Source organism: Streptomyces sp. NPDC048441 (assembly GCF_043200235.1).
In the GTDB taxonomy this organism is placed as follows: domain Bacteria; phylum Actinomycetota; class Actinomycetes; order Streptomycetales; family Streptomycetaceae; genus Streptomyces.
On record NZ_JBICXM010000001.1, the window covers coordinates 818,527 to 831,751 of the forward strand.

Annotated in this window: 9 protein-coding genes; 2 read left to right on the forward strand and 7 right to left on the reverse strand. The window is 70.5% G+C overall.

Features of this window, described 5'->3' with window-relative positions; all coding sequences use genetic code 11:
- Window positions 1-1,365, reverse strand: a complete 1,365-nt coding sequence (gene proP, locus ACGFSB_RS03660; RefSeq protein ID WP_393393831.1) for a glycine betaine/L-proline transporter ProP — start codon at window positions 1,363-1,365, stop codon at window positions 1-3.
- A 649-nt stretch (window positions 1,366-2,014) separates the two neighbouring features.
- Here proP and ACGFSB_RS03665 point away from each other — a divergent pair.
- Window positions 2,015-4,099 (forward strand): bifunctional glycosyltransferase 87/phosphatase PAP2 family protein, encoded by a 2,085-nt coding sequence (locus ACGFSB_RS03665; protein ID WP_393393419.1) that lies wholly within the window; start codon window positions 2,015-2,017, stop codon window positions 4,097-4,099.
- Here the strand turns inward: ACGFSB_RS03665 and ACGFSB_RS03670 are convergent.
- Both ACGFSB_RS03670 and ACGFSB_RS03675 read right to left on the reverse strand, forming a co-directional pair.
- A complete protein-coding gene (locus tag ACGFSB_RS03670) occupies window positions 4,053-5,684 on the reverse strand; it encodes a hypothetical protein (RefSeq protein WP_393393422.1) in 1,632 nt (543 codons plus the stop codon). The two genes, ACGFSB_RS03665 and ACGFSB_RS03670, sit on opposite strands and share 47 nt — an antisense overlap.
- A 204-nt stretch (window positions 5,685-5,888) precedes the next feature.
- Window positions 5,889-7,133 (reverse strand): cytochrome P450, encoded by a 1,245-nt coding sequence (locus tag ACGFSB_RS03675; RefSeq protein ID WP_393393425.1) that lies wholly within the window; start codon window positions 7,131-7,133, stop codon window positions 5,889-5,891.
- Window positions 7,134-7,416: 283 nt separating this feature from the next.
- Between ACGFSB_RS03675 and ACGFSB_RS03680 the strand changes: the two genes are divergently transcribed.
- Entirely contained in the window at window positions 7,417-8,586 is a 1,170-nt protein-coding gene (locus ACGFSB_RS03680) for a steroid 3-ketoacyl-CoA thiolase (protein ID WP_393393427.1), read from the forward strand.
- 114 nt (window positions 8,587-8,700) lie between these two features.
- Here the strand turns inward: ACGFSB_RS03680 and ACGFSB_RS03685 are convergent, their stop codons facing one another.
- From ACGFSB_RS03685 to ACGFSB_RS03700, 4 genes are all read right to left on the reverse strand, one after another.
- Window positions 8,701-9,168: a transglycosylase SLT domain-containing protein gene (locus ACGFSB_RS03685; RefSeq protein WP_393393430.1), complete on the reverse strand. Its 468-nt coding sequence runs from the start codon at window positions 9,166-9,168 to the stop codon at window positions 8,701-8,703.
- A gap of 344 nt (window positions 9,169-9,512) precedes the next feature.
- Window positions 9,513-10,346: an ECF transporter S component gene (locus tag ACGFSB_RS03690; protein ID WP_393393834.1), complete on the reverse strand. Its 834-nt coding sequence runs from the start codon at window positions 10,344-10,346 to the stop codon at window positions 9,513-9,515.
- Window positions 10,347-10,366: 20 nt separating this feature from the next.
- Window positions 10,367-12,058: an ABC transporter ATP-binding protein gene (locus tag ACGFSB_RS03695; RefSeq protein ID WP_393393433.1), complete on the reverse strand. Its 1,692-nt coding sequence runs from the start codon at window positions 12,056-12,058 to the stop codon at window positions 10,367-10,369.
- On the reverse strand, window positions 12,055-13,218 hold the full coding sequence (locus ACGFSB_RS03700; protein WP_393393436.1) for an energy-coupling factor transporter transmembrane component T: 1,164 nt from the start codon (window positions 13,216-13,218) through the stop codon (window positions 12,055-12,057). The genes ACGFSB_RS03695 and ACGFSB_RS03700 overlap by 4 nt, the downstream gene beginning before the upstream one ends.
- Window positions 13,219-13,225: the final 7 nt, after the last annotated feature.

The window sequence follows — 13,225 nt, forward strand, 5'->3', positions numbered from 1 at the left end:
CTACCGCTCCACCGCCGGAGGCGACCCCGGCAGTGGCCTGCCCGCGCTCTCGCTCATGAACCAGACCGCGATACCGCCCACCACAGCCGCCGCCATCATGTAATACGCGGGCATCATCATGTTCCCCGTCGCCCCGATCAGCGCCGTCACCACCAGCGGTGTCGTGCCTCCGAAGATTGATACGGAGATGTTGAAGCCGATGGAGAGCGAGCCGTAGCGGACCTTTGTCGGGAACAGGGCGGGGAGCGCCGACGGCATGGATGCCGTGAAGCAGACCAGGAGCAGGCCGAGTGCTGCCACGCCGAGGCCGATCGCCCAGAGTGAGCCCTCGCGGATCAGGAGCAGGGCGGGGATGGAGAAGAGCAGGAAGCCTGCGCAGCCCGCGGCGATCACCGGGCGGCGGCCCACCCGGTCGGTCAGTGCGCCCACGAACGGCTGGGCGCACATCATCAGCGCCATCACCGCCAGGATGACCAGGAGGCCGTGCGTCTCGTCGTACTTGAGCTCGCTCGTCAGATAGCTCGGCATGTACGAGAGCAGCATGTAGTCCGTGACGTTGAAGACCAGGACCAGGCCCATGCAGAGGAGGAGGGCCCTCCACTGGCCGGTCACCATGTCGCGCAGGCGCACCTTCGGACGGGACTGCTCGTCCTTGTGCGCCTTGGCGAGCTCCGCCGCGAACGCCGGGGTCTCCTCCAGCTTCATCCGCAGGTAGAGGCCGATCAGGCCCATCGGGCCCGCGATCAGGAACGGAATGCGCCAGCCCCAGGAGAGCAGGTCGTCGGAGGAGAGGAGCGCCGTCATCAGGGTGACCAGGCCCGCGCCGCCTATGTAGCCGGCCAGCGTGCCGAATTCCAGCCAGCTGCCGAGGAAGCCCCGCTTCTTGTCGGGGGCGTACTCGGCGATGAAGGTGGACGCGCCCGCGTACTCGCCGCCCGTTGAGAAGCCCTGCACCAGGCGGGCCAGGAGGAGCAGGATCGGCGCTCCCACGCCGATCGTCGCGTAGGAGGGGATCAGGCCGATCGCGAAGGTTCCCGCCGCCATCATGATCATGGTGAGGGCGAGTATTTTCTGCCGGCCGATGCGGTCGCCGAGCGGGCCGAAGACCATGCCGCCGAGCGGGCGGATCAGGAACGCGGCCGCGAAGGCGCCGAAGGTGGAGAGCAGTTGGGCCGTGGGGTTGCCCGACGGGAAGAAGACCTTGCCGAGCGTCACAGCGATGTAGCTGTAGACGCCGAAGTCGAACCACTCCATCGCGTTGCCGAGTGCGGCCGCCTTCACTGCCCGCTTGACCAGCACCGGGTCGACGACGGTGACCTCCGCGGACACCTCTGCGGAACCGGACACCTCTGCGGAACCGGACACCTCTGCGGAACCGGACGCCTCCGTGGACGGCGGGGCGTCGGTCTGCGGTGCGACGCGTGCGGCGTGCTCGGCGTGCTCGGCGTGCTCGGCGTGTGCGACGGGTGTGGCGGTCGGCAAGGGTTCGCTCGCCTGCCTCTCGGTTGACGACAAGGACAGAGCCGCCCGGTAAGGGGCGGCCCGCAGACGACCATAGGTGTAGGTGGCATCATTACGGGCGGTGTCCGGATGACCGCATACCGCCCGGAAAGTGCCGCTATCCAGGTCAGATGGTTCCGCTTCCGGCGGCGGCGGCGCGGCGCGTTTGTGATCTATGTCGCGCATGGTGCGCGGAACCGCGCCGCAACGGGCGGCGGGTGCCTCATGGATGCCTGGTGGGGGGAGTGTGACCAGCCAAAGGGGGCCAGCGGGACATCCGGTAGCCATCTGGCCGAAACCGTCAGTTAGGTACTCCGCGCAAAAGCCGGTAGAAAGCGGTATGGCTGCCAGGTGAAATGGGGGTTGCGCGCGTCTCTCCTTAGGGCGTGGGCACTCGCGGAACCGACGGAGACCTCGGCGCCGACCTGACGCCGTACGAGGGACGCCGTACGAGGGACGCCGTACGAGGGACCGAGGAGACAGATGACGAGCGGGGCGGGAGGGCCGACAGCGCGTGGCGAATGTTGAGCACAGAGGGCCGGGACCGGGAAATGCCTTCGGGCCGGGAGCCCCCGGTACACCGACAGCGCGGATCGCGGCGGTGCGCGTCGCCCTCTGGCTGATGGCCGCCCTGCTGGCGGTACGGCAACTGGTCGTCGTCCTGCGTACGCCGGAGGGCGAGCGGCTCATCGATCTCGAGACCTGGATCGGTCCTGACGGCGTCCTGCATGTGAACGGCTCCTTCTACGACACGGACAAGTTCACCGGCACCCCCTTCGCCGGACTCGTGCTCAAGCCGTTCTCCCGCGCGGCCGAGCAGGCACTCGGCTGGGGCTGGACCTTCGGCACGCTGGCCCTGGTCGTGGTCCTCGGCCTGGTCGCCGCCCGCGCCCTGCCGCAGCCCGTGTCCCGGCGCACCTCACTCCTCGCCGCGCCCATAGCGATCTGTCTCCTGATGCTGTCGCTGCCCGTGCGCAACACCCTGTATCTGGGCCAGACCAGCATCATTCCCGTGCTGCTCGTCCTGCTCGGCTGCTTCGCGGTACGCGGGGAACGCGCCAGCGGCATCCTCATCGGCATCGGGGCCGCGCTCCAGCCGACCGTGCTGCTCTTCGCCGCGCTCTTCTGGTTCACCGGACGCAGGCGCGCCTCCCTCTCCACCGGCGCCACCTTCCTCGCCTGCACCGCGCTCGCCTGGGCCGCGATGCCGCACGACTCCTGGACGTACTGGATACACCACCTGGCGGGCGCGGGCCTGGGCGCGCGCCCGGGTGGCCTCGCCAACCAGTCGCTGCACGGCGCGCTGCTCCGCTTCGGCGTCGAAGGGCCCCTGGAGATCGGCCTCTTCGTGGCCCTGAGCGTGGCCGTCGGCTACCTCGGCCTGCGCCGCGCCGTCCACTACGCCAAGGACGGGCAGCTCCTGCTCGCCGTCGCGATCACCGGCTGTGTCGCTGTCGCCGTGTCGCCGACGACCTGGCAGCACCAGCTCCTGTGGGTGCTGCTCGCGGTGGTCGGCCGGGTCGGCAAGAAGCAGTCCGACCGGTACATGTGGCCGGTGGCCGTCGTCCTGGTGTCGACGCTGCCCGCGAAGATGATGCTGCCGAACATGCCGGTCGTGGAGCCCATCCGCGACAACGTCGTGCTGATCGCCGCGCTCGCCGCCGCCACCGTGGTCCCGTTCCTTTCCCGTACGGCTCCGCAGTACCAGGCCCTCATCCCCACCGACTACGCCGAGCCCGTACCCGCGCGCTGGAGCTGGGTGCCGCTGGTCCCGTTCTGGCGCCGGGTCACCACCCGGCCGAACCTGCTCCTCGAACTGCTCCTGATCCGTGTCGGCTACTCCGCCTACCAGCAGGCGCGGCTCGCCGCGACGGGCGGTACCAACTCGGGCGGGCGCGCCACCGCCGAGCACCACGGCGACCAGGTCTACGCGATCGAGCAGTTCCTGCACATCGACATCGAGCACTGGGTCAACCACGCGGTGGTGAACGTCTCCTGGCTCAAGGAGTTCTTCAACTTCTACTACACGTCGTTCCACTTCGTGGTGCCGCTGAGCATCCTGGCCATCCTCTACATCAGGCGCCCCGCCGACTACCGCTGGGCGCGCTCCGCGCTCGGCTTCGCCACGCTGCTCGCGCTCGTCGGGTTCTGGCTCTACCCGCTGGCCCCGCCGCGCCTGATGCCCGGACTCGGCTTCATCGACACGGTCCACGGCGTGCAGGACTTCAGCAAGCCGGAGTACGGCACGCTGACCGCGCTCACCAACCAGTACGCGGCGATGCCCTCGCTGCACTTCGGCTGGTCGCTGTGGTGCGGTGTGGTGATCGTGATCCTCGCGCCGAAGTGGTGGATGAAGGCCCTCGGCCTGCTGCATCCGCTGTTCACGGTCTCCGCGATCGTCGCCACCGGAAACCACTGGGTCCTCGACGCGGTGGGCGGCGCGACCGTCGTCGGCGCGGGCTTCGGCCTCGGCTACCTCCTGGCCGGACCCCGGGTGGGCAGGACCCTGAAGGTGGCTACGGGGGCGGAGCCGGTCATGGGCGCGGAGCCGGTCATCGACATGACGAAGGACTCGGCGAAGGACCGTACCCCGAGCTGATCTTGTAGGTCCCCGGCGTGGACACCGTGAGACGGGTGTACTCGCCGTGCCGCTTCAGGCAGGCTCCCTCTGCCCGAAGCCACGGCGAGTACACCAGGCGCAGCGTCACCGGCTCGCGCGTGGGCACGCGGACCACCATGTCCGAACCGGTGGACCGCACGACGGACGCGGGCCTCGACACCATCGGCACCGCGTCACGCACCTTGAACACCCGCCAGTGCGCGTCCCGCCACACCGGCTCCAGCCACTTGGGCCCACTGGCGACGAGCGCCGCCTCGTCCTCGGCGAACCCGTCCGGCTTGCCCGACGGCAGCACCACATAGCCGACCGCCCACTTGTCGAGCCACGCCCGATAGGTGGCGGCCGAGAAGGACCCGTCGTAGAAGAGCCGGCCGCGCTCGATGTCGAGCTGCCTGTTCCAGCCGCGCGCCATGTTCACGTACGGGGCGAGGGCGGTGGCCTCGCGGTGATTGCGGGCCGGGACCACCTCCACGCGACCCCGGTCCGCGCCGAGCCGCTCCAGTTCGCCCACCACGCCGTGGGTGTCGGCAGCCCACTTCGGCACGGTCGTCGACACCGTCAGATCGTCGGCCGTCTTCTGCGCCACCCAGGCCGTCGAAAGCACGAGCGCGATCGTGAGCACGGTCCTGCGCACGCGGGAGCGGGAGAGCGCGGGCATCAGCAGGGCGCCGAGCAGCGCGGCGGGCGCGAGCAGTTCGGCTAGGCGCTCCACGTTCGTGCCGATCGGGGACGGGATGAGATACGTCAGGACCGTCCCCGCCGCGTACACGGCGGCGCCCCAGCGCAGTGCCCGCCACTCGCGCGGGGCCGCCACGACGAGCGCGAGGCCGAAGACGACGGGCGGGAAGATCCGGTCGAACGGCATCAACTGCTCGCCGGTGAACGGGAAAAGGATGGTGGTCGCCCCCACGACCACCACCGGCGGCACGAGCAGCGCCACGGCCCGCGCCCAGTCACGTACGAGGAAATAGCCCCCGCCCGCCACCATCAGGAAGAGCCCCGCCACCGGGCTCGACATGGCGGCGAGCACCCCGCACACCACCGCGACCCCGATGCGCCGCTCCCGCACGAGCACCAGGCACGCCGCGAACCCGAAGGCGATGCCGAGCGCGAACGTCGTGCGCCCCGACGCGACGTTGCACCACACCGCGAGCGAGGCGAGCACCGCGGGCCACAGCGGACGCCGGATTCCGGAGCGCGCGATGAGCGCGGCGACCAGCCAGGCACCGGCGAGGCCCGACACCACCGTCACCGTCTTCACGCCCACGGCGGCCATCAAGTAGGGGGAGATCAGGCTGTAGTTGGCGGTGTGCATACCGCCGTACCAGAACAGGCCGTACGCGGAAGCCCCATGCTCGGACGCGAAGCGCGCCCAGGCCTCCTGGGCCGCCAGGTCGCCGCCGCCGGTGGCGAGGAACGCCGCCCACACCGCGTACAGCGGAAGGGTGGGCAGGGTGGCGATGAGCGGGATCCTGTGGCGTTGGCAGAGTGCCCGGAAGGCCCTCTTCCGCTCAGTGGGTGTGCTGCTGCCCGATGGCGCGAGAGGGAACCCGGCGGAGACCACAGCAACCGTTTCCGTTCGAAGTCTTGGTGAAGCAAGGTTTGCTTCACAAGACGCGTAACGCAATGGAAACGTTGGCTCCTGGCGGCTCTTGGCCGGATATGGAGGCCGGATATGGAGGCCGGGTGCGCAGGCCGGGTGCGCAGGCCGGGCGAGGAGGCAGGGGCGGGGCGTAGGGAAGGTCGCCCCTGCCTCCCTGACCGCAGTTCAGCCGGTGCTGACCTGCAGTTCCTTGACCCCGTTGAGCCAGGCCGAGCGGAGCCGACGAGGGTCGGAGACCAGACGCAGATCGGGTAGCGCGTCCGCGATCGCGTTGAAGATGAGGTTGATCTCCAGGACCGCGAGCGACTTGCCGAGGCAGAAGTGCGGGCCTCCGCCGCCGAAGCCGAGGTGGGGGTTCGGGTCGCGGGTGATGTCGAACTTCTCCGGCTCGTCGAAGACTTCGGGGTCGTTGTTGGCCGAGGAGTAGAAGATCCCGACGCGGTCGCCCTGCTTGATCGTCACGTCCCCGAGCTCGGTGTCCTGGGTCGCGGTGCGCTGGAAGGAGACGACGGGGGTCGCCCAGCGCACGATCTCCTCGGCGGTGGTGTCCGGGCGCTCGCGCTTGAAGAGCTCCCACTGCTCGGGGTGGGTGAGGAAGGCGTGCATCCCGTGGGTGATGGCGTTGCGGGTGGTCTCGTTGCCGGCCACCGCGAGCAGGATGACGAAGAAGCCGAACTCGTCGGAGGAGAGGTTGCCTTCGTCCTCGGCGGCCACCAGCTGGCTGACGATGTCCTTGGCCGGGCACTCCTTGCGGGCGGCGGCGAGGTTCATCGCGTACGAGACGAGCTCCATGGCCGCCTCGGCGCCGACCTCCTCGGTGATCGCGTACTCCGGATCGTCGTAGGCCGCCATCTTGTTGGACCAGTCGAAGATCTTCGTCCGGTCGTCCTGGGGTACGCCGATGAGTTCGGCGATGGCCTGGAGGGGGAGTTCGACCGCGATGTTGGTGACGAAGTCGAAGGAGCCGTCGGATGCGGCGTTCGCCAGGGCGGTCTCGACGATGGAGCCCGCCCGGTTGCGCAGGGTGTCTTCGAGGGACCGGATGGCGCGGGGCGTGAAGCCGCGCTGCACGATCTGGCGGACCCGGGTGTGCTCGGGCGGGTCCATGTTCAACATGATCATCTTCTGGACCTCGATCTGGTCCCGGGTGATCGTCTCGTTGAAGCGGATGACCGCGGTGTTGAGGTTGGAGGAGAACAACTCCGGGTGCGTGGAGACGTACTTGGCGTCCGCGTGCCGCGTGACGGCCCAGTAGCCCGCGTCGTCGAAGCCGGATATGCGCGGCGGCTGGGTGATCCAGCGCACCGGTTCCGTCTGCCGCAGCTGGGCGAACTCCGGGAGGGGCACGCGGTCTTGAAGCAGGTCGGGGTCGGTGAAGTCGAACCCGTCGGGCAGCGCTGGACAGGGCATCGGCAACTCCAGGAGTTCAGTTCTGGGCTCTGGCGAGGTTCTGGTGAGGCACTGGCAAGGTTCTGACGGTCCATCAGGAGATGCCCCGCAAGGTAGTAACGGGTTCTATAACTGGCAAGGCCCTTGACGGGCTCCTTTCGTGCAGGTCGTGCGCAAGGTACGTGCAAGACCCTTGCGGCGCCGGGGTCGGGCTCAGCAGACTGCATGAAGAACTAGAACGCGTACTAGTTCTCTCGCGGGTCGCCGGGACGCCCCGCGGGATGTGGATGGAGAGGACGAGCCCATGGTCGCGGAACCTGTCATCGTCGAAGCCGTACGCACGCCTATCGGCAAGCGCGGTGGCGCGCTCGCCAACCTCCACCCCGCCTATCTGCTCGGCGAGACCTACCGCGAACTCCTCGGACGTACGGGCATCCATGCCGACTGCGTCGAGCAGATCGTCGGCGGGACGGTGACCCACGCCGGGGAACAGTCCATGAACCCGGCGCGCACGGCCTGGCTCACGATGGGCCTTCCGTACGAGACCGCGGCGACGACGGTGGACTGTCAGTGCGGTTCCTCGCAGCAGGCGAGCCACATGGTCGCCAACATGGTCGCGGCCGGGGTCATCGACGTGGGCATCAGCTGTGGCGTCGAAGCGATGTCACGGGTGCCGCTGGGGTCGGGCTCCAAGCACGGTCCGGGGAAGCCGTTCCCCGAGGAGTGGAACGTCGACCTGCCCAATCAGTTCGAGGCGGCCGAGCGGATCGCCCGCCACCGGGGCCTCACGCGAGAGAACGTCGACTCGCTCGGCCTCATCTCGCAGGAGCGCGCCGCCATCGCCTGGTCCGAGGAGCGGTTCAAACGGGAGACCTTCGCCGTCCAGGTGCCGACCACCGAGGAGGAGCAGGCCACGGGGCAGGGCATGTGGCGGCTCGTCGACCGGGACGAGGGGCTGCGGGACACGACGATGGAGGGCCTGGAGCGCCTCAAACCGGTGATGCCGACCGCGGTGCACACGGCCGGCAACTCCTCGCAGATCTCGGACGGCGCATCGGCGATCATGTGGGCGTCCAAGCGGATGGCACGGGCCCTGAAGCTGAAGCCGCGGGCGCGGATCGTGGCGCAGGCCCTGGTGGGCGCCGATCCGCACTTCCATCTGGACGGACCCGTCGACGCGACGCGGGCGGTGCTCGGCAAGGCGGGGATGTCGCTCAAGGACATCGATCTCGTGGAGATCAACGAGGCCTTCGCCTCCGTGGTCCTCAGCTGGGCGCAGGTCTTCGAGCAGGACCTGGAGAAGGTGAACGTGAACGGGGGCGCGATCGCGCTCGGCCACCCGGTCGGGGCGACCGGGGCGCGGCTGATCACTACCGCGCTGCATGAGCTGGAGCGCCGCGACAAGGAGTTCGCGCTGATCACGATGTGCGCGGGCGGGGCTGTGGCTACGGGGACGATCATTCAGCGGCTCTGAGTGGCCTTGTCGAGCGGCTCTGAGCGGACTTTCGAGAGGTTCTCGCGTACGACGAAGGCGGCCACCCCTCTCCAGGGGTGGCCGCCTTCGTGTGGCTCAGGCCGTCTCGGCGGCTCAGTACCAGCCGTTGGCCTGCCAGTGGTTCCACGCGCCTACGGGGCTGCCGTAGCGGTCGTTCATGTAGTCGAGGCCCCATTCGATCTGGGTCTCGGGGTTGGTCTTCCAGTCCGAGCCCGCCGAAGCCATCTTCGAGCCGGGCAGGGCCTGGACGAGGCCGTACGCGCCGGAGGAGGAGTTCGAGGCGTTGGCGTCCCAGCCGCTCTCGTGTTCCACGATCTTGCTGAATGCCTGGAACTGCGCAGCGTCCGGGATCTTCTTCTTCGCGATCGCCTGCGCCGAGGAAGGAGTCGCGGCGGTGACGGCGGCCGGAGCGGCAGCCTTCGCGGCGGTCGGGGCAGCGGCCGGGGCCGCTGCCTGGGCCGGACCCGCTACGAGCACCATGCCGGTCGTGGCGACGGCCACGGCGGCACCGGTGAGGGCCTTCTTCGGGGTGGCGATGCGGCGGAGGAGCGTGGCGGACAAAGCGTGACCTTCCGTGGGGGACATGGTGTCGCGGACGCTTCGTGGCCATGCGAACTGGCGGGGGAAATGCGTCTGCGCCTTGGACCCGAAGGTCATCGGCGCTGTGCGACTCGATCCAGAGAAACAGGGCGACCACGTCTCCGCAATGCCCCCTTTTACTAGTTGGTGTCGCATGTGGGCGGAAGGTCCTTCGTGTGACGTGGCTCTCAATCCCCAGGTCAGGGGGGATATTGACGCGTCCGCGTCAGAGGAGATGATCTACGGCCCTGCTTAGTAGAGGACCAAAGTCCTGTGGGCCGCCTCACCGCGAAGGGTGCTCCGGATGACGGAGAGTCAGCGGTCGCCTACGCCTTCGGACCCTCGAATGTGACCTGGGCCTCGAACGCGGCCCGGCGCGTGGCCCGGCGCAGCGCCTTCAGGACGGCGGGGCCGAGGGCGAGGCTCAGCAGGACGGTCACGACGGCGCGGGGCAGGTCCCAGCCGAGGGACGTCGCAAGGCAGTACGCGATGAAGCGGCCGAGGTTCTCGCCGACGGGGTCACCCGGCACGAAGGAGACGCCGGTCGCGAGGCCGCCGATGTAGGGCCAGCCCTGGAGGTTCATGACGGTGCCGTACAGGACGGACGAGACGGCCCCGTACGCGGCGAGCAGCCAGAGCTCACGCCGGCCGCGCAGGCTGTCCGGGCCCGGCAGCAGCCCCGCGCCCATGCAGACCCACCCCATGGACAGCATCTGGAACGGCATCCACGGCCCGACACCCCCGGTGAGCAGGGCGGAGGCGAACATCGACACGGCACCGAGCACGAACCCGAACCCGGGCCCGAGCACGCGCCCGCTGAGCACCATCAGGAAGAACATCGGCTCGATCCCGGCCGTCCCCGCCCCCAGCGGCCGCAGCGCCGCCCCGGCCGCGGCGAGCACCCCGAGCATCGCGATGGCCTTCGCGTCGAGCCCGACGTCGGCGATGGTGGCCACGACCACGGCGAGAAGGAGCGGCAGCAGGGCCGCGAAGAGCCAGGGCGCGTCCTGGGCGTGTGCGCTGAGCCCCGAATCGCCGCCTGCGATGAGCGGCCACCCGAAGGCGACGACACCGACCGCGCTGACGAGCACGAGGGCGCCGATGGAGCGGGGGCCCAGGCGGATGGGGCGGGCCTGGCGGGCGGGAGCTGGGGTGCTCATGCGTTCCGGAGGGGCGCTGCTCACGTGCTCCCACCCTCCGTACGCAACGCCTCCCGGACCTGCGCGACCGTCAGCCACTTCTGCGGGGCCAGGATCTTGGTGGTCTGCGGGGCGAAGGACGGGGACGAGACCACGATCTCCGGGGTCGGTCCGTCCGCGACGATCTCGCCGTCGGCCAGGATCGCCACCCGGTGGGCCAGTTCCGCCGCCAGCTCCACGTCGTGCGTGGCCAGGACGATCGCGTGCCCCTCGGCGGCCAGACCGCGCAGGAGCGTGACCAGGCGGGCCTTGGCCGCGTAGTCGAGGCCCCGGGTCGGTTCGTCCAGGAGGAGAAGGGGCGGGCGGGCCGTCAGGACGATGGCCAGGGCCAGGGTGAGGCGCTGGCCCTCGGAGAGGTCGCGGGGGTGGGTGTCGTCCGCGATGCCGGGGAGCAGCTCCGTGACCAGGGCGCGGCAGGTGCCCGGCGTGGCGCCCGCGTCGTGGTCCGCCGCCGTGCACTCGGCGGTCACCGTGTCCGCGTACAGGAGGTCGCGTGGTTCCTGGGGGACGAGGCCCACGTGGCGGATCAGTTCGCGCGGGCCCGTGCGGTGCGGGACCGCGCCGCCGACGCGGACCGACCCCGAGGTGGGTTCGAGGAGGCCGACCAGGGTGGAGAGGAGCGTGGACTTCCCGGCGCCGTTGCGGCCCATCAGGGCCACCGTCTCTCCGGCGCGGACGGTGAGGTCCACGCGGCGCAGGGCCTCGACCCGGCCGCGGCGGACGGCGAGGCCCGAGACGGCGGCGGCAGCCGCTTCCGGGGTACCGGTCTTCGTGCGCCCCCGAAGCCGCGCCCAGCGCGTCGCCGCCTGGTGCTTGGTACTTGCGACCGCGGTCTCTTCGGGCGGCTCGGCCCCGGCGAGAGTCAGCCGTTCCCGCAGCGCACCGGCCCTGCGCCGTGCGTCCCGCACAGTCAGCGGCAGCGGCGACCAGCCCGCGAGGCGGCCGAGGCCCACCACCGGCGGGTAGACCGGCGAGACGGCCATCAGCGAGGCCGGATCTCCGAGCACCGGAGCCTCGCCCGGCGCCGCGAGCAGCAGCACCTGGTCGGCGTACTGCACGACTCGCTCAAGACGGTGCTCGGCCATCAGGACCGTCGTGCCGAGGTCGTGGACGAGACGCTGGAGTACGGCGAGGACTTCCTCGGCGGCGGCCGGGTCGAGGGCCGACGTCGGTTCGTCGAGGACGAGGAGCTGGGGGTGCGGGGTGAGGACGGAGCCGATGGCGACGCGCTGCTGCTGACCGCCGGAGAGGGTGGCGATGGGGCGCTCGCGCAGATCGGCGAGGCCGAGCAGATCGAGGGTCTCCTCGACCCGGCGGCGCATGACGTCGGGGGCGAGCCCCAGCGACTCCATGCCGTACGCCAGCTCGTCCTCGACCGTGTCCGTCACGAAGTGCGAGAGCGGATCCTGGCCCACGGTGCCGACGACGTCGGCGAGTTCACGCGGCTTGTGCGTACGCGTGTCGCGCCCCGCCACGGTCACCCGGCCCCGCAGGGTGCCCCCGGTGAAGTGCGGCACGAGCCCGCTCACCGTGCCGAGCAGTGTCGACTTGCCGACCCCGGAGGGCCCGACGAGGAGCACCAACTCGCCCTCGGGCACGGCGAGATCGACCCCGCGCACGGTGGGCTCGGCGACCCCTTCGTACGTCACGGAGACATCCTCGAAGCGGATCATGAGGGCTCCTCGGAGCGAGCGGAGACGGGGGCGGTGGAATCGGCGGGCACCGGCGCCACGAAGGCGGGCAGCAGTCCGACGAGGACCGCTGCCGCGGGCCACAGCGGAAGCGTCGGTGCCGTCAGGGGGACCACTCCCGGGTGCAGGGCGGACGCGTCGTACGAGGCGGCCCAGATCATCAGGCCCGCCACCGCGACCCCCGACCCGGCGACGAGCCAGGCGCGGATGCCCCAGGGGTCGGGGCGGTAGCGGGTGCGCACGGAGCGTCGGCCGCCGAGGCGAAGTCCGGCCAGAGCGGCGAGCAGCCCGGCAGCCAGGACCGGCAGACCGTAGCCCGTGCCTCCCGCCGTGAGCAGGCCGTACGTTCCGGCGCAGACGCCCATCAGGCCGCCGAGGGTCAGTACCGCCGTCGTCCTGCGCACCCCGGCGGGCACCGGCGCGCTGCGGCCGAAGCCGCGTGCGTCCATCGCGGCGGCCAGGGCGACCGACCGCTCCAACGCGCCCTCCAGGACCGGCAGTCCGACCTGGAGCAGCCCTCGGATGCCGCTGTCCGCGCGCCCACGAAGGCGTCGCGCGGCCCGGAGCCGCTGCACATCCATGATCAGGTTCGGCGCGAACGTCATCGCGACGACGATGGCCACCCCCACCTCGTACAGCGCGCCCGGCAGCGACTTGAGCAGCCGGGCCGGGCTCGCGAGGGCGTTGGCGGCGCCGACGCAGATGAGGAGCCCGGCGAGGCGCACCCCGTCGTAGAGGGCGAAGAGCAGGCCCTCCGCCGTCACGCGGCCACCGATCCGTACACCCTTCGCCCAGTCGGGCAGCGGCACTTCGGGGAGCGTCACGATGACGTGCGTACCGGGGATGGGGGAGCCGAGGACGACGGCGAAGACGAGCCGGATCGCGATCACGGCCAAGCCCAGCTTCACGAATGCGCCGTACGACCGCGCCCACGGCGCCGACGTCCTGCGTGCCGCGACGACATAGCCCGCGACCCCGATGAGCAGACCGAGCAGCAGGGGGTTCGTGGTGCGGGACGCCGCGACGCCGAGGCCGAGCGCCCACACCCACCAGGCGCCCGGGTGCAGCGCGTTGCTCCGGTGCGCTTCGGGGGCCAGACGCCGCCGCAGCGCACCGGGAGCGGTGTTCGGGAGATCGCTCATCGTGCGG